This window comes from Faecalibacterium sp. IP-3-29 (genome assembly GCF_023347335.1).
GTDB classification, from domain to species: domain Bacteria; phylum Bacillota; class Clostridia; order Oscillospirales; family Ruminococcaceae; genus Faecalibacterium; species Faecalibacterium duncaniae.
In genome coordinates this window covers 2,314,639-2,335,691 of the sequence record NZ_CP094471.1, presented here as the reverse complement: position 1 = coordinate 2,335,691, position 21,053 = coordinate 2,314,639, and the positions used below count along the sequence as shown (strand labels likewise).

The 21,053-nt window shown below is 53.9% G+C and carries 22 protein-coding genes and 1 pseudogene; 6 read left to right on the top strand and 17 right to left on the bottom strand.

The features are described 5' to 3' along the window. Nucleotides 1-69: 69 nt before the first annotated feature. From MTP40_RS11125 to MTP40_RS11100, 6 genes are read right to left on the bottom strand one after another with little or no spacing between them, the layout of a single operon-like run. Entirely contained in the window at nt 70-801 is a 732-nt protein-coding gene (locus MTP40_RS11125; protein ID WP_249259386.1) for a DUF4366 domain-containing protein, read from the bottom strand. Then, nucleotides 791-1,057 carry a DUF4315 family protein gene (locus MTP40_RS11120; protein ID WP_249259385.1) on the bottom strand — a complete coding sequence of 89 codons (267 nt, stop codon included), beginning with the start codon at nt 1,055-1,057 and terminating at the stop codon, nt 791-793. Before MTP40_RS11120 ends, MTP40_RS11125 begins: the two co-directional genes overlap by 11 nt. 14 nt (nt 1,058-1,071) lie before the next feature. After that, on the bottom strand, nt 1,072-2,805 hold the full coding sequence (locus MTP40_RS11115) for a C40 family peptidase (protein WP_249259384.1): 1,734 nt from the start codon (nt 2,803-2,805) through the stop codon (nt 1,072-1,074). Beyond that, complete coding sequence (locus MTP40_RS11110) at nt 2,802-5,174, bottom strand: VirB4-like conjugal transfer ATPase, CD1110 family (RefSeq protein WP_249259383.1); 2,373 nt, start codon at nt 5,172-5,174, stop codon at nt 2,802-2,804. The genes MTP40_RS11115 and MTP40_RS11110 overlap by 4 nt, the downstream gene beginning before the upstream one ends. Next, the gene (locus tag MTP40_RS11105) at nt 5,146-5,511 is read right to left on the bottom strand and encodes a PrgI family protein (protein WP_097777510.1); all 366 of its coding nucleotides are present in this window, start codon (nt 5,509-5,511) and stop codon (nt 5,146-5,148) included. Before MTP40_RS11105 ends, MTP40_RS11110 begins: the two co-directional genes overlap by 29 nt. Nucleotides 5,512-5,527: 16 nt before the next feature. Continuing rightward, the gene (locus tag MTP40_RS11100) at nt 5,528-6,394 is read right to left on the bottom strand and encodes a VirB6/TrbL-like conjugal transfer protein, CD1112 family (RefSeq protein WP_097777511.1); all 867 of its coding nucleotides are present in this window, start codon (nt 6,392-6,394) and stop codon (nt 5,528-5,530) included. 64 nt (nt 6,395-6,458) lie between these two features. Between MTP40_RS11100 and MTP40_RS11095 the strand changes: the two genes are divergently transcribed. Both MTP40_RS11095 and MTP40_RS11090 read left to right on the top strand, forming a co-directional pair. Further along, nucleotides 6,459-6,629 (top strand): hypothetical protein, encoded by a 171-nt coding sequence (locus MTP40_RS11095; RefSeq protein ID WP_179860563.1) that lies wholly within the window; start codon nt 6,459-6,461, stop codon nt 6,627-6,629. A gap of 57 nt (nt 6,630-6,686) precedes the next feature. Then, nucleotides 6,687-7,661 (top strand): Fic family protein, encoded by a 975-nt coding sequence (locus MTP40_RS11090; protein ID WP_242959245.1) that lies wholly within the window; start codon nt 6,687-6,689, stop codon nt 7,659-7,661. 33 nt (nt 7,662-7,694) lie between these two features. On the opposite strand, the gene MTP40_RS11085 is transcribed toward MTP40_RS11090, so the two are convergent. The 10 genes from MTP40_RS11085 to MTP40_RS11045 all read right to left on the bottom strand — a co-directional run bounded on the left by MTP40_RS11085 (nt 7,695) and on the right by MTP40_RS11045 (nt 14,496). Next, nucleotides 7,695-7,910: a Maff2 family mobile element protein gene (locus tag MTP40_RS11085; protein WP_055186938.1), complete on the bottom strand. Its 216-nt coding sequence runs from the start codon at nt 7,908-7,910 to the stop codon at nt 7,695-7,697. Between the two features lie 141 nt (nt 7,911-8,051). After that, nucleotides 8,052-9,818 (bottom strand): VirD4-like conjugal transfer protein, CD1115 family, encoded by a 1,767-nt coding sequence (locus tag MTP40_RS11080; RefSeq protein ID WP_117528260.1) that lies wholly within the window; start codon nt 9,816-9,818, stop codon nt 8,052-8,054. Beyond that, nucleotides 9,815-10,279, bottom strand: coding sequence for a PcfB family protein (locus MTP40_RS11075; RefSeq protein WP_097776415.1), 465 nt, complete (start codon nt 10,277-10,279; stop codon nt 9,815-9,817). The genes MTP40_RS11080 and MTP40_RS11075 overlap by 4 nt, the downstream gene beginning before the upstream one ends. A 24-nt stretch (nt 10,280-10,303) precedes the next feature. Further along, nucleotides 10,304-10,741 carry a DUF3846 domain-containing protein gene (locus MTP40_RS11070; protein WP_097776414.1) on the bottom strand — a complete coding sequence of 146 codons (438 nt, stop codon included), beginning with the start codon at nt 10,739-10,741 and terminating at the stop codon, nt 10,304-10,306. Further along, nucleotides 10,728-10,859, bottom strand: coding sequence for a hypothetical protein (locus tag MTP40_RS14440; protein ID WP_256469140.1), 132 nt, complete (start codon nt 10,857-10,859; stop codon nt 10,728-10,730). Before MTP40_RS14440 ends, MTP40_RS11070 begins: the two co-directional genes overlap by 14 nt. Nucleotides 10,860-10,867: 8 nt before the next feature. Then, nucleotides 10,868-11,290 (bottom strand): hypothetical protein, encoded by a 423-nt coding sequence (locus MTP40_RS11065; protein ID WP_097776413.1) that lies wholly within the window; start codon nt 11,288-11,290, stop codon nt 10,868-10,870. Between the two features lie 63 nt (nt 11,291-11,353). Beyond that, complete coding sequence (locus MTP40_RS11060; protein WP_097784779.1) at nt 11,354-12,283, bottom strand: ParB/RepB/Spo0J family partition protein; 930 nt, start codon at nt 12,281-12,283, stop codon at nt 11,354-11,356. Next, entirely contained in the window at nt 12,240-13,073 is an 834-nt protein-coding gene (locus MTP40_RS11055; protein ID WP_249259382.1) for a ParA family protein, read from the bottom strand. The genes MTP40_RS11060 and MTP40_RS11055 overlap by 44 nt, the downstream gene beginning before the upstream one ends. Next, on the bottom strand, nt 13,073-13,942 hold the full coding sequence (locus MTP40_RS11050) for a DUF6017 domain-containing protein (protein WP_249259381.1): 870 nt from the start codon (nt 13,940-13,942) through the stop codon (nt 13,073-13,075). Before MTP40_RS11050 ends, MTP40_RS11055 begins: the two co-directional genes overlap by 1 nt. A 125-nt stretch (nt 13,943-14,067) precedes the next feature. Beyond that, on the bottom strand, nt 14,068-14,496 hold the full coding sequence (locus MTP40_RS11045; RefSeq protein ID WP_207697597.1) for a helix-turn-helix domain-containing protein: 429 nt from the start codon (nt 14,494-14,496) through the stop codon (nt 14,068-14,070). A gap of 263 nt (nt 14,497-14,759) precedes the next feature. Between MTP40_RS11045 and MTP40_RS11040 the strand changes: the two genes are divergently transcribed. Further along, complete coding sequence (locus MTP40_RS11040) at nt 14,760-15,029, top strand: transposase (RefSeq protein ID WP_256469199.1); 270 nt, start codon at nt 14,760-14,762, stop codon at nt 15,027-15,029. 159 nt (nt 15,030-15,188) lie between these two features. After that, nucleotides 15,189-18,206, top strand: a complete 3,018-nt coding sequence (locus MTP40_RS11035) for a glycoside hydrolase family 2 TIM barrel-domain containing protein (protein WP_249259380.1) — start codon at nt 15,189-15,191, stop codon at nt 18,204-18,206. Nucleotides 18,207-18,361: 155 nt separating this feature from the next. On the opposite strand, the pseudogene MTP40_RS11030 reads toward MTP40_RS11035, so the two are convergent. Continuing rightward, nucleotides 18,362-19,393: pseudogene (locus tag MTP40_RS11030) on the bottom strand (thiamine pyrophosphate-dependent enzyme); the annotation flags it as partial. On the opposite strand from MTP40_RS11030, the gene MTP40_RS11025 reads away from it, so the two are divergent. After that, a complete protein-coding gene (locus MTP40_RS11025; protein ID WP_249260105.1) occupies nt 19,358-19,567 on the top strand; it encodes a hypothetical protein in 210 nt (69 codons plus the stop codon). The pseudogene MTP40_RS11030 and the gene MTP40_RS11025 sit on opposite strands and share 36 nt — an antisense overlap. Nucleotides 19,568-19,601: 34 nt before the next feature. Further along, the gene (locus tag MTP40_RS11020; RefSeq protein WP_249259379.1) at nt 19,602-21,041 is read left to right on the top strand and encodes a glycoside hydrolase family 1 protein; all 1,440 of its coding nucleotides are present in this window, start codon (nt 19,602-19,604) and stop codon (nt 21,039-21,041) included. Nucleotides 21,042-21,053: the final 12 nt, after the last annotated feature.

The window sequence follows — 21,053 nt, the reverse complement described above, 5'->3', positions numbered from 1 at the left end:
TTTGCGATAAGAATCCCTCCAATCTGTTTCGGATTGCAATATGTACGGCGGCAAAACGCCGCCTTAAAATCAGATAGGTTCGGTGTCCTGCTCGTCCGGGGCTTCGCCCTCATCCGGCATATCGGTCGGAATCTCAAAGTCGCCCTTGTCCTCAGTGTAGTTTGCATCGGGGTCAAGGGCTTCTTTTTCGGCCTGCTTTTTCTGCTTCTGCTTTGCGAAAGCGTAGAAAATGCCGCCTGCCGCCAGCGCAATCAGCACCACCACACCCAGAAAGCCGGATGCGATCTTTGTGACCTTGTTTTCCTTGGGCTGTTCTTCGCCGGATGCCGCCGCTTCTTCTGCGGCTTTCTTGGCTTCTTCCTCGGCTTTCAGCTTATCCTGTTCTGCCTGCGCCGTTGCTTCCTTTTCAGCGGTATAGGCATCCGCATCTTCTTCCTCCATCAAAGCCAGAAGATCAGCTTCGTCCACAAGGTTCATAAAGTGGACGGTCTGCTGTCCTTTGGCGTTGCGGTCGATGACCAAGTAGAACGTATTGCCCGACTTGCTGACCAGCGTAATAAACTGCTGACCGCTGCCGTCGGAATAGTCGGTGTGGTAGTCGTCTACCAGCGTCAGATTGCCCTCCGGGGTCAGGGCACCAGAGGTTTCGTCCGTGACGGTGACAACATCTTCCTCCACCACTTCCGGCAGAGCAGGCTGCTCCACCGGGGCGGCTTCGCCCTCAAAGGCAAAGGCGGGAGCCGCCATGCCAGCGCACAGTGCCGCCGATACCAGCAACGCGCCCAGTTTCTTAATCTTCATCTGCACCGACCTCCTTCCCAAAAGTTGCACCCACAGCGGACAGCGCAGCCGGGTTCGGGGTAGTGGCGGCCGACTGCCGCAGCAGGGCGGCGAGCTGTTCCGGCGTGACCTTTGCAGTCCGCACCATCTCGTTGACCTCGGCGGAATCCTCCTCCTGAATGCGCCGTTCCAGAATCTCGATGCGGTTGTTCAGCTTGATGCGGCGTTCCTTCTCTTTTTCCAGCATCGCCCGCAGCTTATCCGATTTTTCGCTCATAGTAATTCCTCCAATCATTTTGAAAGCCGTCCGAACCCGGCGAGATGCTTCTCCCAGTAGGACGAGTGAATGTTTGCGTACTTGATAGGGTCTCCGGCACTAACCATCATGCCGTTGCCCAGATAGATTCCGGTATGGCTCATGCCGGGGGTGTCGTAGGTTCCTTTGAAAAAGACCAGATCACCGGGCTTTGCTTCGGCCTCGCTGATGTGCTGACTCTTGTTCCACAAACCGTTGGCGGTCGTTCTGCCCACATCGTAGCCGTTCTGGTTGTACACCCAGCAGACGTAGCCGCTGCAATCGAACCCGGTTTCCGGGGTAGAGCCGCCCCACACATAGGGCGTACCCACATACTTTTGGGCTTCCTTGTAGATGGCGGCGAACTCCTCATCCGTCAGGGCTTCTGCCGGAATCTGATAGTCGATGCCCGGTGTGCCGGAGCCATCCGAGCCACCGGGCGGCAAGCCTCCATTAAAAAGATAAGGTCTACCGCCCAAGGTATCTTGGAAAATCTCGTAACGTTTCCATTGGTCGTTATTCAGTTCTTCCCGAATAACCACTTCCAAGCCACGGTTCACCAGCTTGGTGTGGAAGATGCGGTACTCGTAGGGCACCTGCGTGGGGACTGGGATTCCTGCGGGAGTCATGACCCACACAGTCATATACCGGGTCTGCACCTCTACCCATGTGGTCAGCTTATACTGCTTTTTGAAGGTCTCCTTCAACTTGCCCTGCACCTCCGACCGGGTGTAATCGTCATACAAGGTGGTCAGGAACGAAGTCAGCTGCCATGGGTCATGCTCGATGGGGTCGAGATGGTACTGGTACTCGTTGTAGCCGGGGTGGTCGGTAGGAGTGCGCTTGATCTTTTTGTCCAGTTCCTTTTCCAGCTTCTTGTAGTCCTGTTCTGCGCCCCGGATGTCCCTGTCCTCGGCAGAGTACATGGTCTGCCCGGATACCTGTGTACCGCCGGAAAAGAGGATGCCGCAGGAGGAAAAGCCGGACATCACCATGAGGATGAGCAAAAGAAAAACGCCCACGATCACCAGAACGTGTGCGTTGCCCTTGGCGGCATTCATCAGCCCCTTTACGGCAGTGCTGACGGCGGTTTTACCTTTTTCTACGGCTTGTTCCACGCCGGACCGGGCAGCAGATGCACCGTTGGATGCCGCCTTGCCGCCTGCGGTCTGCGCCGCCGTGCCCGACCGGGCGGCGGTATAATAGCTTTTGTGAATTTCTTGCCGCTGTTTCCAGCGTGAAAGCCAGTTGGAGCCTCCCTCGCCGGTGCCGGATGCGCCTGCATCTTGTGCCGCAGTCGGCTCCGATGCGGAAAATTTAGCGGTTTTGGAGCCTTTCTTGCCCTGCATCTTGGCTTTCTTCTTGAGTTTCCGGGCATAGCGGCTTTTGGAAATATCACGGACATTTCCTGCCGCTTTTTCGCCCTCGCTCAACGCCTGCACACCGACGTTTTCATCCTCGTACTGGTCAACTTCGTGATGCACCGCAGACCGGGCGGCATGGGCAGCGTACATCTCCCGCTTCTGCGCCTTGCTCAACCGGCTCAACTCGTCCGGGGTCAGTTCGGCCTTGCCAAATCGCAGATGCTGGGCTTTCTCTGCCGCCTTGTCTACATCCGTTTTCAGCTTTTTCTTTTTGGGCACCGTCTGCTCTACCTTGGCTTTTTTCGGGGGAGAACGGGTCTTTTTTGCGGACGATTCCTCTTTGATGTTCAGCTTCGGATTACTCATTTCTGTGTGCCCTCCGAGATCTCGTTGAGTTTAGTCGTGAGGATACGGTAGAGTTCAAGGTCTTTCGGGAAATGATCGACAAAGGGCAGGATCACGTTACCGAAAAACAGCAGTCCTTCGCCCTCGCCGGAATGGGTCACATAGGAAAGCTGATGGGGCGAAATGTTCAGCTGCTTCGCCAAAATCTGCCGGTCTCCGTTGGCCTGATTGAGCATATACACAAAGTCCGAGTTCTCGAAAATGTTCGATACTTCGGGACTTGCCAGCAGATCTTTGACGTTCTGCGTTAGGGCTGTCGGGATGCCGCCCCACTTACGAAAACGCTTCCAAATTTCAACGCTGTATGCCGCAGTCTGTTCCTCTTTCAGCAAAAGGTGGAACTCGTCTGCATAGTACCGGGTGGATTTTCCGGCACTGCGGTTGGCGGTAACGCGCCCCCACACGGCATCCTGCACGATGAGCATTCCCAGCTTTTTCAGCTGCTTGCCCAGCTGCTTGATGTCGAAGCAGACGATGCGGTTGTGGATGTCCACGTTGGTGTGGTGGTTGAAGATGTTCAAAGAACCCTTGACGTAAATCTCCAATGCCGCCGCCACATGGCGGGCTTCCGGTTCGTCCTGCGTCAGCAGAGCGTTGTACAGATCTTCCAGCAGGGGCATGTTTTCCGGGGTGGGATTCTCGAAATACTTGCGGTAGACCACATGAACACAGCGGTCAATGACCGTCTTTTCCACAGGTTGCAAACCCTCTTTTCCGCCTACCACCAGTTCACACAGCGAAAGAATAAAGTCCGCTTTCAGAGCCAGCGGATTGTCCTCCTCGCTGTAATTGCTGTTGATGTCCATGGGGTTGATATACTGAGTGCTGGCGGGGCCGATGTGGATAACCTGTCCATGCAGACGCTCCACCAGCGGAGCGTATTCTGCTTCCGGGTCGCAGATGATAATATCATCATCCGTCACCAGAAAAGCGTTGGTGATCTCACGTTTTGCCGAGAAACTTTTGCCGGAGCCGGGAGTACCCAAAATCAGGCCATTGGGGTTCTTCAGCTTCTTCCGGTCCACCATGATAAGGTTGTTGGACAGGGCGTTCAGGCCGTAATACAGGCTTTCTTTGCCAGACTGGTAAAGTTCCTGAGTGGTAAACGGAATAAAAATTGCCGTGCTGCTGGTGGTCAGACCGCGCTGAATCTCGATCTGGCAGTCTGCCAGCGGAAGCGAGGACATCAGCCCCTGTTCCTGCTGGAAGTCAAGGCGACACAGGTTGCAGTTGTGCTTCTGTGCAATGCTGGATGCCTGAAAAACGTTGTTTTCCAGTTCCTGTTCCGTGCGCCCGGTGTTCAGCACCAGAAATGTGACAAGGAACATCCGCTCGTTCTGGCTCTGCAATTCCTTCAGCAGGGCTTTGGCATCTCTGCCATAGGTTGCCAAATCCGACGGAATGATGTCAATATCATACCCGGCGCGGATTGCCTTTTTCTGCTCCTCGATCTTCGATCTATCGAGTTCGGTGATGGTGCGCTTGACGGTCTTAATGGCACGATTCTGATCGACACTCTGGATGTGCATGGTAACGATCTGCGAGGAATCCATGTCCAGAAAATCCTTCAAAAGCTGGTCGCTGATGTCGGATGCCGTGATGCTCAGAAAGCTGGCAGCGCAAAAGATGCCGCCCATCTGGAAGGTGCGGCTGTTCTTGAAGGCAAAGGCGGTAGGCGCAATGGCATCCTTTACCGAAAGGCCGCTTTTCACAAGGTCTTTCCAGTCAAAGTGAAATTTGGATGCGCCGTCCATGTTGAACATATCGTGCATGAGCTTCAGCCGCTGGGCACCGTTCAAGGGCTTTGCCTGCACCCCCAGCCGGTGGAAGTTGTTCAGCAGGTCATTCTGGATGTGGTCAAGCCGGGGCTTGACCTGTGCCATGCTTTCGCCCTCCACACCAAAGGTGATGAATTTGGTCTTGGTCAGACCATTATTGCCCTTGGCAAGCTGCTGGCGCAGCATCTGGGAATACTCCGCACGAACATCATCGAAACCATCTCGCTGGTACGGGATGCGGATGCTTTTCTCAAACTCAGTGCTGTCGGTTGCCATGTTCACGAAGGACAGCTCAAATTTGATGGAGCTGTCGAAGAAGTTCAGAAAACTGCACCATTCCTCAAAAATCGCCGTCTTATCCTCCTGCTGAGCGAGCTGGTAATTGATGTCCTGATACTGGATGGTGCGGGTGTAATAGTTGGGCTTCACCCGGCAAGTGCCATCCTCAAACATCCGTTGCATGGGAATGGACTGCTGGGCGGTCCGGGGCACGGCGGGTTTCTGCGGCTTTTTCTTGCCGCCCTTATCGGTCTTTTTCCAAAACGGGATCATGGGTCACGCCTCCCTTCATAAGCAGTGCATAGTAGTTGTTGGTCTTGTAGGGGCGAATCTTCGGGCGGAGAAACCGGGACTGCACATAGTACGACAGCAGCTTTTCCATGGGCTGACCGTTTTTCTCGTACATTCCAAGGAAGAACGCCGGCAGCATCACCGCCATCATGCCGAGGGTGGCGGCAGTGTTTCCGCCGGAATCCCGGAGAACAAAAAACAGCGGCACTCCAATGAGAGCCGCTGTGCCAAAACAAAGCAGTTGCCGTTTGGTCAGGTTGAACGCCACTTTGGATTTGACCTTGGTCAAATCACGGGGCACAGAGATATACGCAGCCAAAATTCACACCTCCTTTTTAATGTGCGCCCAGTACACTTTTCGTGACTGAGCTAGTCTTGAACAGGCTGAAACAGAGCAGAACGGTGTAGCCGACAATGCTCCAGATGGAATTGATTGCATCCCCGGAAATCGCTACCGACTGGATCAGCACTGCGTAAATGGCAACACAAATCAAAATCAAGAAGCCCTGAAAACCCAGCGCAAACAGGCATTTCAGATAGTTCTGCCCCATGTGGCTCTGCTCGTGGTTGCCGAAAGTCGCCATGGGGATGGGTGCAAGGCTCACCATGCAGTAGATCTCAATCATGCGCCCGTACACGATCACAAAAATGATGATGCTCAAGATCCGCATGGTGATGCCGATGAAGAAACTTTGCAGGAAAAGCCCGAACAGGGGTCCTACATCCATCTGCATCAGGCTGGCTTCCAACATCGACAAGCCAATGTCGTTGACACGGGTATTTCCGGCAATGATGCCGCTGGAATCGGACACCACCTTCTGGGTGATGTCGAACACTGCCATCACAATATCGAAGGTATTGGAGATGAACCAGACGGACACCGCTGTTTTGAAGATCCAGCGCATGATGAGTGCAGGCTCAAACTGCGCCATGTTGTTGTGCTGGGTGATCATTTCGATCAACTCATAACAGGCGATGAAGGTCAGAATGATGCCTGCGATGGGTAACACTACGTTCCGGGACAACGCCTCAATCATTGCGAAAACGCGCGGCTCAAAACTGGAGGGCTTGGTGCCCACCTGCTGGGCGATATTGCCCACCTGCGTGTTCACATCGTCGAACAGACCAGAAAGGTTTGACATAATGCCTGCCGTCAGGATGCCTTTGATCCAGTCGGCAATGGCTTTGAGAACGGTTTCCATTCAGTCACCGTCCTTAGCTGAAGTGGTTGATAAGAGTCTTGAGAAGATTCAGGAGAAAAATAATGTGGGTCAAAAACTGCATAAAGCACCGCCTTTCATTGATGGGTGGATAAAAACACGGCTTGGGGCACGGACATTCAATAAAACTGCAAACCGCAGAGGGCTTTCCGCTGCTGCTCAAGCCGCCGTATGGAACAATGGTCTCATTTCATCTATCATTTTTTCAAAATTTTGATTGATGAATGATAGATGAAATGATATGATAAAAGAAATGATATGGGAGGTATACACCGTGCGAAACAAGAAACCGCCATTTGAAATCACAGAAGCAGCTCTTTCAGAGGTTATGGAAATCAGCGAACTGGTAGGCAAAATCAGTTCCACCCAGAATCTTTCCACAAGTCCGATTCTGCGCCGCCAGAATCGCATCCGAACGATTTATTCTTCTCTGGCTATCGAGCAGAACACACTCTCTTTGGAGCAGGTGACGGCTGTTCTGTCTGGAAAACGTGTGCTTGCCCCTCCAAAAGACATTGCAGAAGTAAAAAATGCCTACGAAATCTACGACCATCTCGCAGAATTGAATCCATATTCGATGGATGACCTCCTGCTTGCACACCGGACGATGATGCAGGGACTTGTGCGTGAAGCGGGAGAGTTTCGCTCCGGACCGGTTGGCGTTGTGGACAACAAGGGCAATGTCCTGCATTTTGGAACATTGCCGCAGTACGTTCCCTCTTTGATGGAGGAACTGATTCAGTGGACAGAAAACAGTCCATTTCCTCTTCTAATCAAGAGCTGCGTTTTCCATTATGAATTTGAGGTGATCCATCCATTTGCGGATGGCAACGGTCGTATTGGGCGGCTCTGGCACACACTTCTGCTGTCAAAGTGGAACCCCTTGTTTGCATGGCTTCCAATCGAATCCATCATTCACGACCATCAGGCCGAGTATTACGCAGCAATCAATCAGTCTAATACACAAGGTGAAGGAACTGTTTTTATCGAGTTCATGCTGGGAATCATCAAAGAGGCTTTGACCGAAGCAATCAACGAACAGCCTGTAGCACAGAGTAAGGAAGAAGTGCGTTGGGCGAAAATTGCAGCTTTTCTCCGCATGAATCATATTATCCAGAACGTCGATGTACAGAATCTTCTCGATGTTTCTCCTGCCACTGCAAGTCGAGTTCTGAACACCTTGACAAAAGAAGGAAAGCTCGTCAAAGTACGAAATGGTCGCTACTGGGCATATAAATTGGCAGATTGATTATGTACAGGCGGGAAAACCCGCCTGCGGCTCTTAGCCGAACAGACCAGACAGCAGAGGAATGAGGGTAATGCCCACCAGAGCGACACCGCCACCAGCCATGAGCTGCTTCATGCCCTGAGACTTGGAGCCGGGGTTGTCGTTACCGTAACCTTCCAGCAGGTTGATGGCACCCCAAACGCCGAGACCGGCACCCAGAGCGACAACCAGAGTCTGGAGGACTTCGATAGCAGAGTTAAAGAATTCCATAGTCGTTTCTCCTTTATTTTGAAAAAATTGTAGACCGTCCGTACACACCTGAAATCGTACATTTTTGAGCCACGAACTGCGGCAGAAGTGGATTTGCTGGTGTACCTCTCTGGTCCGAGTAAAATAAAACCGCCTACCGGGTCAGGCAGACGGGAGCGAATCAGCGTCAATCACAACAAATTCATCATTGGGATTGATTTTTTCTTTTCGGTTCAGATATTTTTCAATATCAAAGGTGTTTTTGGGGTCGTAGTCCGAGGTCAGCTTGTAGTTGGGGTGCTGGGTCAGGTCGTATTTGTCCGAGAGAAAAGGGCGCACACCACGCAACTGCAAAATGCACTTGCCGCCGTCCAGCACCGCCAGCTCGTCCCGGCTCAATAATTCATGCCCCATCTTCTGGAACGTAGTGCCGTAACTGGGGCTGTTGCCACGGGTGTCCGAGGTGTTGAAGGCATCAATCGTTTCTTTGCCCAGCATTTCGGACAGGTCTTTCAGGGTGGTAGGTTCGGAGCCGCCCAGAAAAATTTGAGAATCCATGTTGCCCACGATGGTGTCCGCATTGTCCTTGTAGATGGCTTTCAACTGGCTTCTTGCCTGTAAAACAAGGCAGGCAGAGATTTCACGGCTGCGAATGGTCGCCACCAGCTTTTCCAGATTGGGAATCTGCCCGATGTTGGCGCACTCGTCGATAAGGCACCGCACATGGATGGGCAGCTTGCCGCCGTACACATCATCTGCTTTATCGCACAGTAAATTGAAAAGCTGGGTGTAAACCATGCTGATGAGGAAGTTAAAGGTTGAATCCGTGTCCGACATGATGAGGAACAACGCCGTCTTCTTATCGCCCAGCGTGTCCAGTTGCAGCTCATCGTACATGGTGAGATCACGCAGTTCTTGGATGTCGAAGGGGGCTAATCTGGCACCGCAGGAAATGAGGATGGATTTTGCGGTCTTTCCGGCAGCCAGTTTGTAAAGTTTGTACTGCCGCCCGGCAAAGCTGTTGGGCTTCTTTTTTGCCAGTTCCTCAAACAGCAGATCCACCGGATTTTGGTATTCCTCATCGTCCTCCAGCACCTGCATGGTGTTCAGCATTTCCAGCAAGGTTGCGAAGTTTTGCTCCTCCACCGGGGCTTCATAATGCAGATAGGCGATAAGCGCAGTCAGCAAAAGACGTTCACTTTTTTCCCAGAAAGGGTCCCCGCCGCTACCTTCTCCCTTGGTGTTGGTCATCAGGGTCGTGACCAGTTTCAGAATGTCCTTCTCGCTGTGGACATAGGCAAAGGGGTTGTAGTGCATCGACTTTTTGAAGTTTATGGTGTTCAGGATCTTGACCTTGTAGCCGTTCTTCAACATTACGTTTCCACATTCTAGCAAGATCGTACTTTTGGGATCGGTGACTACATAGGAACTGTGGCATTGAAGCAGGTTCGGTTTCAGCCAAAACCGGGTCTTGCCGCTGCCGGAGCCGCCCACCACCAGCACATTTTTGTTCCGGGCATTCTTGGGGTCAGGCGGACGGTTGGACATCATCAGGCGCTCTGTTTTGGTCAGAATGATATTGTCCTCAAACTTCGGAGCCATGAACGGCTCAATGTCCTTGGGGGTGCCCCACCGGGCAGAGCCATACTCCATGCCGTGGCGGTACTTCTTGGCGTTTTTACCACGCAGATAGACCGCCAGCCGCAGCCCTGCGCCGCAGCACAAGCCCACCAGCAGATCCAGCGGATGCAAGCTGGGCAGCGGGTTCGCAAATGCCAGCGGGATAGTGCCCATCATGGACATGATCTTATCGCCCAGTTCTTTGCCCTCCGCAAGCCGCCACGCTTCGCCGAAGTTCGTTGTCGCCAGTCCCAGCAAAATATAGGGCAGATACAGCGCCAGCAGCTTTGTCAGCTTTTTCGTGGTCACAGTCCACGCTCCTGTTCCTTGTGCCGGACTTTGCCGGGGAGTTCTGCCACTGCCTGCACCAGCTCATGCAGTTTTGCCAGCACAGAGGGGCGTTTGTCCTTGTTGAGCAGGGATGCCGAATATTCCTTGAAAGCCGAATGGAAGGCTTCTGCGTCCGGGGCTTTGAAAAAGACCAGATACCGGGGCGGCACCTCGGAGGTGTCCTTGCGGATGGCGTAGTCGATGCCGTACTTTTTAGCATAACGTTCCAGCCCGCGGATGCCGGTCTTGCTAATCTCCACGCTGGACACACCATGGTTTTGCCGCAACAGGGTGCGGACACTTTGTTTGCCTTGAGATGCCTTGGACTGGTACAGCCGAAACGCCGCCTTTACTGCCCGCAGGACGGTCCGGGCAGACAGCTTTGTGGTGGAGATCATAATGTTGAATGACTTCTGTTCGATTTCTTCCTGCACTGCCATCACCTCCCGTGCAGTAGGATGCTTTTAGCGGTCATGCTCTGCCGGAGGCTTGGTGCGGGGCTTTTCTGCCGGAGGTTCATCAGGCACCGGCAGCACCAGCAGACGGTTGCCCAGTTTCAGAAAGGCTTCCGGCTGATGGAAAAGCTGCTCGTACTTCCGCGCCATCTCCGGGGTCAGGGAAGCAAAATCCTCCTCACCCAGCCCCACCACGAGAAAAGTCCCGGCAACGGCATCATACATTTCTCCGTTTTCATCCCGAAGGGCACGGTTCAAGGGCAGTCCCATGAGCTTGCCGTCATCGTTGTAAACGATGGCAACTGGATCTTCAAAAGGGTAGCTTGCGCCGATGGAACCGCCCACCGCCTGCTGCAAGGCTTTCAGGTTGTTGTCAATCTCGACCTGCTGCGGATACTGTCCCGGTGCAATTTTCAGCACCGACAGGGTGTTTTCAGCCATGCGAATCCTCCTTTCCGTTCAGTCCGATCTCACCGCTCCGTGCCGCCTGCATCAGAGCCGCCACGAAGAATCCGAAAATAGCACCCGCTTCGAAAAATGCGAATCCGATAAAAAAGTTCAGCATGACACACCTCAGTCGATGCAGATGCAGGGCAGCTTCTGGTCATCTGCCATCAGGGTGATGCTGTGGCTTGCCAGATACTTCTGGAACAGGTAGACCTCATCAATGGTCAGCGAGATGACCTCGCCGTCCATGTTGGTGCGGACCAGAATCACCGGGCCGGTCAGGTAGTGCTTGCCGCCCATCTTCAGCACCTGCGCCGGGTTGTAGCAGAGCAGCAGCGAAGTGTTGGGAAGGTTCAGGCAGGCATCGTCCTCCTCAAAGCAGGGCAGGATGTCGGGAGCCTCGTCCAGCGTGATGACGGTCAGCTCCATATCCGGGGCAATGGCTGCGAGGTAGACCTCACCGCCCCGATTTGTCGCCAGCGCAGCGCAGATACGCACATCAATGGTGATCTCTTCGGAGCGGATGGTACGGGTAGCGTTGTTTTTCATAGGCTTTTCTCCTTTTGATTGCAAAAGAAAAAGACCTCATCGGGTCTTTCGTTACGGTATAAGTCAGCGTTCGTTCTGCCGCTGCTGTTTGCGTTGCCACTGATCCAGCAGCTTGATGATGGTGTCCTCCATCTGTTTGGGTGTATAGCTGCGAGGAAAATATTTCCGCAGGGTGTCGTTTTTGATGACCACTTTGTCCAGCTCGTCCTTTTTCTCTTCTCCCATGACCGCAAAGGCAACGTCATACGAGAAGTGACCTTCCTGCGCCAGCTTTTTGAGCCGCTGTGCTTGGGAAAGGGATGGAGCATTCTGGGTGTCGTTCATGGCTTCTAAAAAATCCCGCTGTTGGGCTTCGTCCAAATAGGACAACTCCACAGCGGGATTGAAGGCAATTTTCTTTTCATCCACCATGTCCAGCAGTTCGGGGACGAGGTTGGTCAGGCGGATAAACCGTTGGACGGTTTTATATCCCTCGCCAGCATCTTCCGCAACTCGTTCAATGGACAGCTTCGACTTCTGGACAATTTGTCCAGAAGATAAATCCGACCTAGCACCTTGATTTTTTATCGCTTCCAGCTTCATTTTGTAGGCGAAAGCTCTTTCACTGGGCAAGATGTTTTCACGTTGGAGATTGCTGTCCACCATGAGCAAAACGGCGGCATCATCATCCATGTTGCGGACAATGACCGGCAGCGCATCCAGTCCGGCAAGCTGTGCAGCGTGCTGACGGCGGTGCCCAGAGATGATCTCATAGCCACCTTCCGGGCGTGGGCGGGCGATCAGAGGAGATAGTACACCGTACTGTTCTACACTTTCCACTGTGCGCTGCATGGACTCATCATCCAAAACCTTAAAGGGATGATTCTTGAAAGGGAACAGCTCTCCGATGGGAATCTGCTGAACCTGTTCCCGTTGTTGCTCCTGTCGGGATTCTTCCGTGGAGAAAATGTCATCTGCCCCTTTCAGCGACACGTTTAAGCTGTTTTTCGGCATTCGCCATCACCTCCCTTGTCAGAGATTTATAGGCTTCTGCCACCTTGCCTCTGGGATCGTGCTGGAAAATGCTCTTACCCACGGCACTGATCTCCGCAGCGCGGACAGACCGGGGAATGGTCTGGTCGAACACTTTGATCTTGCTGCCGTAAGCACCCCGGATCAGATTGTCGATCTGCTGTCCATAGTTGGTGCGGCTGTCGGTCATGGTCAGCAGGATGCCCTCGATTTTCAGCTTGGGGTTGATCTGCCGCCGGACTTTCTGCACAGTCTGCAAAAGCTGTTCCAGACCCTTTGCAGACAGATACTGCGCCTGCACGGGAATCAAGGTGGTGTCTGCTGCTGCCAGTGCATTGACGGTCAGCATCCCAAGGGAAGGGGTGCAATCCAGCAGAATGAAATCGTAGTCGTGCTTTGCACCCTCCAACACCTGTTTGAGCATCTTTTCCCGGTTCATGCAGTTGACAAGGGAAACTTCCAGCCCTGCAAGTTCGATGTTTGCTGGAATCAGGTCAACGCCCTCTGCATGGTGCAGGATGCCTTCACCGGGCGGAATGCTCTGGTCATTCATGGCTTTTGCCATCAGGGTGGAAAGGGTAGTGGGCAGTTCATCGGGCTGCTGCCAGCCCATGCTGATGGTCAAGCTGCCCTGTGGGTCAGCATCTACCAGCAGAACTTTTTTGCCTTCGGCTGCAAGTCCAACGCCCAAATTTTCACAGGTGGTGGTCTTGCCGGTGCCGCCTTTCTGGTTGACGATGGCAATCGTGGCTGCTTTCTTTGAAATTCTCATCACCTCCGCATCGCTAAGTCGTGGTTGGTTTGGTTCTGGTAGGAAAGCTGCATCGTGGTGGGTGCGTTATACAGAGAAGCGAGCAGGTATTGTTTCATGTTTCGGATCGGGCTGCTGTTTTCTGCAAGGCACTTCAGCACAAAGCGGATATGGTCAGCGTTCAGCTTCATAAAGCGACTGCGTACCACCTCGGCGGGCTTATCGTCCCCGGCAATGCGCAGCAGCTTGCGGTTGGTGGCGCAGGTGTCCACCAGCAAATCTACGATTTGGTAGATGGTGTCCTCATCGTCCGGGCAGAGCCGGAGCAGAAGGTCTATCTCCAAAGACTGAGAAAAATATTCTTCCAGTTGGGTGCGTTTGCTCATCCCATCCGCTTCTTCAGAATAGAATGAATCAGTCTCACTCATTTCAGTATCATTCTCTTTAGTCTTATTACATCGTGATTTTGAAGGGTCTTGACTTGCGTTTTTGAAGCCTCCAGAATCGTGAAAATCACGATTCTGGAATATTGATTTTGACGATTCTGCTGAAAAGTTCTTCACATACACCAAACTTGGCTTTCCCAGACCTCTGCGTTTTCGTTCAATCAGACCAAACTTTTCGAGTTCCCGGAGCAGCTTGGTCGCTTTGTTGTCTGCGCAACACAACGCCCTCTTGACATCCTCTATCGTGAAGATAATGAACACCCGGTTCTGCTCGTCCAGCCAGCCGTTTTTCACGGACAGGCTCATGCGGTCCAGCAGGATACCGTACAGGGTCTTGGCATCGGTTGACAGGCTCTGGAACCGTGGCTCCTGAAAAAGAGCCTTTGGAATGCGGTAGAAGGAGAACGGCTCTCCGGCTTGTCCGTAAAAGTAGTCAAGGGTCATGTGGCTTTTTCAACGTTTTGCTCCAGCTTGTGTTCAAAAAATCGACCGCCTTTCGTTTGAAAATAAAAAGCGCACTCTTTTCTTATTGAAAAGTGGTGCGCTATGTAATATAATGGCTGTATAATTTAGCTATCCAAAAGATAGTCGATGAGATATTCTTTCGGAATCATGAAAGATCGTCCGACTTTCAGGCAGCGAATTCTATGTTGATGGATTCTTCTGATGATGGCAGTCTGGCTTTTGAAACCGAGTAAAGTTGTTGCTTCTTCGACAGACAGCACATCAGGATAGTTCACAAATAATTTTTCATAATACTCTTTTGCTTGATTTTGATTCATTATCCTTGACTTTCCTTTCGTTTTGTGCCTAAGCAGAGGAGCGTTTTGCCCTGCATCCCTCCTGAACATCCCTCCAATTTCCATTTGGGCGGTCCAAACCGAAAAAACAGAGTAGAGGAAAAACGCATCGAAAAATCGTGGATATTTCAAATTATTATTCGTTGAGGCGTGAATTTTGCCTTTGCACAGTGGGAACCAGATATCACTAGATATCACTGGATGACACCAGATGGAAGATGCGGATAAAAACTCAAAATCCCTTGTGCTAATAACACGTGTGGGTTCGACCCCCACCACCGGCATTGAAAAGTAGCTTAGAATCGTAAGATTTTAGGCTGTTTTCTTCATATAGAAAACCACAAGCTATGCTTGTGGAAGAATAGAGCCGTAGCGTTGAAACGGTAGAAAAAGAACCTCCTTTTGCTATAATTAGAAGCGGGTAACGCCAACCGCATACTAAAGCAAAAGGAGGTTCATCCATATGGACGAGAAAAGTTTATCACATACGAGCTGGAATTGCAAACCTAAAATACAAATACGGAAGGAGAGTGTTCTGGGCGAAAGGATATTACGTAAATACAGTAGGTGGAAATGAAACCAAGATCCGCAAATACATTCAGGAACAAGAGTTCAACGATCAGATGTGCGACCAGTTGAGCTTCAAGGAATACGAAGATCCATTCAAGAATGTAGCTGACTTCGATGACGACGATTCGCCAGAAGTGCCTACAGATAGTATGAGAAAGTAAAAGCGACGTCAGTGTGCGGTTGACGTCGCTCATTGTGCGCCTTTAGGCGCGGCTGGTATTATGGCCCCTATGGGGCCGTTCTGCAAACCCCGCGTTTTCACGCGGGATTATGATATCCTGTGCTATAATGAGAGCAGAAAATGCTGCGAGGTGACATTTATGCCTTTGAACGATCCCATTACCCCGGCCCTTCTGGCCGACCCAGAAATTTTTCAGCAGAACCGCCTGCCTTTCCATGCCCATTTTGCGGACCAGACAAGCCCGGAAATGCCCTTGACTGTCAGCTTGGACGGCAAATGGGCTTTCCGCTATGCGGAGAACCTGACTGCACCCTTTACGGATTGGGATACCCTGACTGTGCCCGGCTTCATCCAGATGCAGAGCCTGCAAAAGCCCGGCCATCCCTATGGCACGCCCCATTATGTCAACACCCAGTACCCGTGGGACGGCCACGAAAAGCTGCACCCCGGCGAGATTCCGCAGGACTATAACCCCATCGGGGAGTATCAGCGCAATTTTACCCTGCCGGAAAACTGGGCAAGCTGCTACCTGCGCCTGAACGGTGCCGACAGTGCCGCCGCCGTCTGGTGCAACGGCGTTTACATCGGCTACACCGAGGATACCTTTACCCCGGCGGAATTTGATATGACCGCCGCTGTCCATCCCGGCGAAAATACCCTGACCGTGCAGGTGTACCGCTTTTCCTCCGGCAGCTGGCTGGAAGATCAGGATTTCTGGCGCATGAGCGGCTTATTCCGCTCGGTGGAGCTGTTTACGAAGCCTGAACTGCATCTGGAAGATGCCTTTGTGAAGCAGGAGTTTGCCCCGGACTTTTCCAGCGCTACTGTCACCTTTGATTGCAGGGTCAGCGGCGCGGGCACCATCTCGGTGGTGTTTGACGGGCAGCAGCAGTCTGCTGAGGTGGGCGAGCCTGCCGAGTACGACAGCGGCGTGGTGTTCGGCAAGGGCGAGGCTGACCCGGACGTGGAAGAGGACGTGCAGGATGTCTCCTTCACCTTTACGGTGGAGCATCCCGCTCTGTGGAGCGCCGAGCAGCCGAACCTGTACGAGGCGGAAATTGCCCTGCTGGATGAGGGTACTCTCGTGGAGCGTACCGGCCTGAAAGTCGGTCTGCGTAAGTTTGAACTGAAAGACCGCCAGATGCTTTTGAACGGTCAGCGTATCGTGTTCAAGGGCGTCAACCGCCACGAATGGAGTTGCCGCACCGGCCGCACCGTTAGCCGGGAAGAGATGCTGTGGGACGTAAAGAACCTGAAAGCCCACAACGTGAACGCCGTGCGCACCAGCCACTACCCGGACGACCCGTATTTTCTGCAGCTCTGCGATGAATACGGCCTGTATGTCATCGGGGAAACGAACCTTGAAACGCATGGTACATGGCAGAAACTGGGGGCAGACGGCTCGGACGAGTGGACCCTGCCCGGTGCCCGCCCGGAGTGGCGGGAGAATGTGCTTGCCCGCGCCGAAGCCATGCTGGAGCGGGACAAAAATCACCCTGCTATCCTGATCTGGTCTTGCGGCAACGAAAGCTACGGCGGCAAGACCCTGTGGGAGATGAGCGAATACTTCCGCCACACCGACCCCAGCCGCCTTGTGCACTACGAGGGCATTTTCTGGAACCGGGAATACCCCGCCACCTCTGATATGGAAAGCCAGATGTATACCCCGGTGGCAGACATCAAAAAGTTTCTGGCAGAGCACCCGGAAAAGCCCTTTATCATGTGTGAGTACAGCCACGCCATGGGCAACAGCTGCGGCGGCATCACCGATTATACCGAGTATGCCTACGAAGAGCCGCTGTATCAGGGCGGGTTTATCTGGGAGTACATGGACCACGGCATCGCGGTGACTGACCCGGATGGCAAGCCCGGCTTTGCCTACGGCGGCGACTTTGGCGACCGTCCCACCGACCGGGAATTCTGCGTGGACGGTCTGGTACTGCCCGACCGCCGCAACACCCCCAAAATGGACGCAGTCAAGGCGGCCTACGCGCCCCTGAAAATTACCCTCACCGATACCGAAGCCGTGGTGGAAAACCGGAACCTCTTTACCGACCTGAACGCCTACGATCTTGTGTTTGCGTCCTCGGTCAACGGCAAACCGGAACGCCGTGCGGTGCTGCGGGCAGACTGCAAGCCGGGTGAGACGGTGCACATCGCGTTCCCGTTCGCTCTGCCGGAAGCAGGGCTTTCCTGCATGACTGTTGCCGCTGTGCAGCGGGCTGCGCTGCCCGGCATCCCGGCGGGCTATGAAGCTGCTTTTGGGCAGATATGGTACAAATACGCCGAAGCACGGCTCACCGCTGCCGCGCCGGAATTGGTGGAAATGGACTGCAACATCGGCGTAAAGGGCAAAGGCTTCGAGTATATTTTCGGCCGCGGCAAGGGGCTTGTGTCCATCCGCTATAACGGCGTGCAGCTGCTGGACGATACCGTGCGCCCCAACTTCTGGCGGGCCCCCACCAACAACGACGAGGGCTGCGCAGAACCTTTTGCATTTGCTTTCTGGAAAACCGCCGGACTGTATGCCCGCTGCGATAATCTGACTGCTGAAACAAAGGGTGGCTTCGTCACCGTCCGCGCAAACTACACCCTGCCGGATGGGCAGACGCTGCCCATTGATTTTGCCATCGACGGCGCAGGCCGCTGCGACATTACGATGACATGGCAGGGCGAAAGGGCAGAAGTACCGGAGTTCGGGTTGCTCTTCCCGCTGCGCCGGGAGCTGACCGAGGTCTCCTATCAGGGTCTTGGCCCCCGGGAGACCACCGCCGACCGCACTGCAGGCGGCAAAATGGGCGCTTGGAACTACAACGTCCGGCAGGACTTTGCCCAGAACAGCCCAGTCTACCCGCAGGATTGCGGCAGCCGCACCGGCGTGTACAGTGCAACTGTCACCGGCAGCATCCCGGGCATCTGCTTTGCAGGGAACGGAATGACCTTCTCGGCCCTGCCCTACACGCCCCATGAGCTGGAAAATGCCCGCCATCTCTACGAACTGCCCCGCGATGACAATAAGACCATCGTGCGCTGCGCTGCCTTCCAGCGCGGCGTGGGCGGCGACAACAGCTGGGGCGCAAAGCCCCATGCGGATGCCTGCTTTGCGGTGGAGAAGGGCATGACGTTCTCGTTCTCCATCCAAAAGCAGAATGGATAATTTATAAAGACCAAAGAGGATGCTGCACTGGTTTCTACCCTTGTGCAACAGCCCCTTTTGACTTCAACTGTATGATGAGCCTGTTCTGCCGACGATAGGTAAATTTGCGTTTGCGCAGCGGCGTTGACGGAAAGTCGGTATCACGTTTGGGCGGCTCATGGGAATTTCAAGATGAATACGCAATCACCGCTCTGCTGATACACCTCTTTCAGATGGGCGGAAAGCTTCATGTTTTCGCTGTAATCCACCGGCACCACAATGACGCTGGGTACCGTCTGCCGGAAGGCTTCCTCGAGGGTGGGGATGAGATCGGCTGCCTTTTCCACCCGGTAGCCCTTGCAGTGCATGGCCTCGGCCAACAGCTTGAAGTCGGGGTTCGTGAAGTCTACGTAGCAGTGCTCGCCGCCGAACTGCTCCTGCTCCTTCCATTTGATGAGGCCGTAGCTGGAGTCCTCCCAGATCAGGGTGACGAAGGGCACCTTCTCGCGCACGGCGGTCTCCAGCTCCTGACTGTTCATCATAAAACCGCCGTCACCGCAGACGGCCAGCACTTTTTTGTCCGGGTTCAGCAGCTTGGCCGCAAAGGCACCCGGAATGGAAAAGCCCATGCTGGCAAAGCCGTTGGAGATCAGACAGGTGTTGGGGGTGTAGCAGTCGTAGTGGCGTGCAATCCACATTTTGTGGGCACCCACATCGCTCACAAGGATATCTTCCCGGCCCATGACCTTGCGCACATCGGCAAGGATGCGGGCAGGCTTCATGGGGCAGCTGTCATCGTCTGCCATGGCGGCGTGCTCGGCCACCATGGTCTCGCGCAGCCGGAGTGCGAATTCCGGTTCGCTGTCCCGGTGGGCGCAGCGCAGGATCTCGTAGATGCTCTCTGAGATATCGCCCACCACTTCCACAGCGGGCTGATACCGCTTGTTGACATCTGCCGGGGCATTGTCGATGTGCAGGATGGTCATATCCGGCCGTGCGCCCCACTTGGCGGGGGCACATTCCACGATGTCGTAGCCGATGGCAATGACCAGGTCGGCCCGGTCGAACAGCTGGTTCACATAGTCTTTCTGGGGGATGCCGATGGTCCACAGGCTGTATTTGTCGTCCATGGGGATGATGCCCTTGGCCATCATGGTGTTCACAACCGGAATGTGCAGCCGGTCTGCCAGCTCGGTGACATCGGCGGCGGTATCAGCGCAGCGGAGGCTCTGCTGCCTGCGATTCAGGCCGAGTTGGATTGGCTGTTTGAGCGCTGCACAGTCATGCCGGCGGTCAAGCCGGAGCTGGTGCGCTGCCGCTATGGCAACGATGCCAACATGATCGGTGCCCTGAAGCTGTTCTTTGAACAGAACCCCGCCTGAAATAAACCAGTAAGAAACAGAGAGGAGAAAGACCATGAGCGTTTTCCGTGATGATTTCCTGTGGGGCGGTGCCTGTGCAGCCAACCAGTTCGAGGGCGCATGGGACGTGGATGGCAAAGGCCCCAGTGTCCCTGACCTGTGCACCAATGGCTCTCACACCAGTCCGAAATGGGTGACAACTGCTGTCCGCTCCGACCGGCTGTATCCCAGCCATGAGGCCATCGACTTCTACCACCACTACGAGGAGGACATTGCTCTCTTCGCCGAGATGGGCTTCAAGACCTTCCGCACCTCCATCAACTGGACCCGCATTTTCCCCACCGGCATGGAGACCGAGCCAAACGAGAAGGGCCTTGAATTCTATGACAAGGTCTTTGACTGCTGCAAGAAGCACGGCATCGAGCCGTTGGTCACCATCAGCCACTACGAGCTGCCCTATGCGCTGGTGGAAAAGTACAACGGCTGGGTCAGCCGGGAACTCATCGAGTTCTATATGAACTACTGCAAGGCCATTTTTGAGCGGTACAAGGATAAGGTCAAGTACTGGCTGACCTTCAATGAGATCAACTGCGGCACCATGCCCATGGGCGCGATCCTGGAAACAGGCACCATCCGGGGATTTGAAGGCCCTACCGACAAGGTGCCGGACAACAAGCAGGAGCGCTTTCAGGCGCTGCATCACCAGTTTGTGGCCAGTGCAGAGGCTGTCCGGTATGCCCACGACCACTACCCTCAGTTCAAGATGGGCTGCATGATTTGCTTTATCACCAGCTACGCACTGACCTGCGACCCGGCCGACGAGATCGCCAACCAGAAGGCCATGCAGATCAGCAACTGGTTCTGCTCTGATATGCATGTCCGCGGCGAGTATCCTTCCTACATGAAACGTTATTTTGCCGAGAATAACATCACCATCCGGCAGGAGCCGGAGGATGCTGCCATCCTGAAGGCCGGTACTGTCGATTTCTACACCTTCAGCTACTATATGTCCAACTGCATCACCACCCACAAGGATGCCGATGATGTGGGCGGCAACATCATTGCTGGTAAGAAAAATCCTTACCTGAAAGCCTCCGACTGGGGCTGGCAGATCGATCCCGTTGGTCTGCGCTACACCCTCAACGAGATCTACGACCGCTACCGCATTCCCCTGATGGTGGTGGAAAATGGCCTGGGCGCTTACGACAAGAAGGATGCCGACGGAAAGATCCACGACAGCTACCGTATCGACTACCTGCGTGCACACATCGAGCAGATGGCTGAGGCTGTAAAGGACGGCGTAGACCTGATGGGTTACACCCCCTGGGGCTGCATCGATCTGGTGAGTGCCTCCACCGGTGAGATGGCAAAGCGCTACGGCTTCATCTACGTCAACAAGTTTGACGACGGCACGGGTGATCTGAGCCGCGAAAAGAAGGACAGCTTCTACTGGTATCAGAAGGTCATTGCCACCAACGGCGAAGATTTAGGATAACAAAAACAGACC

What these genes read in the sequence shown, in the direction of transcription:
- MTP40_RS11075 (WP_097776415.1), bottom strand. Translation starts at nt 10,279, where the DNA reads ATGGCAGTGCAGGAAGAAATCGAACAGAAGTCATTCAACATTATGATC.
- MTP40_RS11050 (WP_249259381.1), bottom strand. Translation starts at nt 13,942, where the DNA reads ATGACCCTTGACTACTTTTACGGACAAGCCGGAGAGCCGTTCTCCTTC.
- MTP40_RS11085 (WP_055186938.1), bottom strand. Translation starts at nt 7,910, where the DNA reads ATGGAATTCTTTAACTCTGCTATCGAAGTCCTCCAGACTCTGGTTGTC.
- MTP40_RS11055 (WP_249259382.1), bottom strand. Translation starts at nt 13,073, where the DNA reads ATGAGAATTTCAAAGAAAGCAGCCACGATTGCCATCGTCAACCAGAAA.
- MTP40_RS11110 (WP_249259383.1), bottom strand. Translation starts at nt 5,174, where the DNA reads ATGATCCCGTTTTGGAAAAAGACCGATAAGGGCGGCAAGAAAAAGCCG.
- MTP40_RS11065 (WP_097776413.1), bottom strand. Translation starts at nt 11,290, where the DNA reads ATGAAAAACAACGCTACCCGTACCATCCGCTCCGAAGAGATCACCATT.
- MTP40_RS11020 (WP_249259379.1), top strand. Translation starts at nt 19,602, where the DNA reads ATGAGCGTTTTCCGTGATGATTTCCTGTGGGGCGGTGCCTGTGCAGCC.
- MTP40_RS11125 (WP_249259386.1), bottom strand. Translation starts at nt 801, where the DNA reads ATGAAGATTAAGAAACTGGGCGCGTTGCTGGTATCGGCGGCACTGTGC.
- MTP40_RS11035 (WP_249259380.1), top strand. Translation starts at nt 15,189, where the DNA reads ATGCCTTTGAACGATCCCATTACCCCGGCCCTTCTGGCCGACCCAGAA.
- MTP40_RS11120 (WP_249259385.1), bottom strand. Translation starts at nt 1,057, where the DNA reads ATGAGCGAAAAATCGGATAAGCTGCGGGCGATGCTGGAAAAAGAGAAG.
- MTP40_RS11060 (WP_097784779.1), bottom strand. Translation starts at nt 12,283, where the DNA reads ATGCCGAAAAACAGCTTAAACGTGTCGCTGAAAGGGGCAGATGACATT.
- MTP40_RS11100 (WP_097777511.1), bottom strand. Translation starts at nt 6,394, where the DNA reads ATGGAAACCGTTCTCAAAGCCATTGCCGACTGGATCAAAGGCATCCTG.
- MTP40_RS14440 (WP_256469140.1), bottom strand. Translation starts at nt 10,859, where the DNA reads ATGCTGAACTTTTTTATCGGATTCGCATTTTTCGAAGCGGGTGCTATT.
- MTP40_RS11115 (WP_249259384.1), bottom strand. Translation starts at nt 2,805, where the DNA reads ATGAGTAATCCGAAGCTGAACATCAAAGAGGAATCGTCCGCAAAAAAG.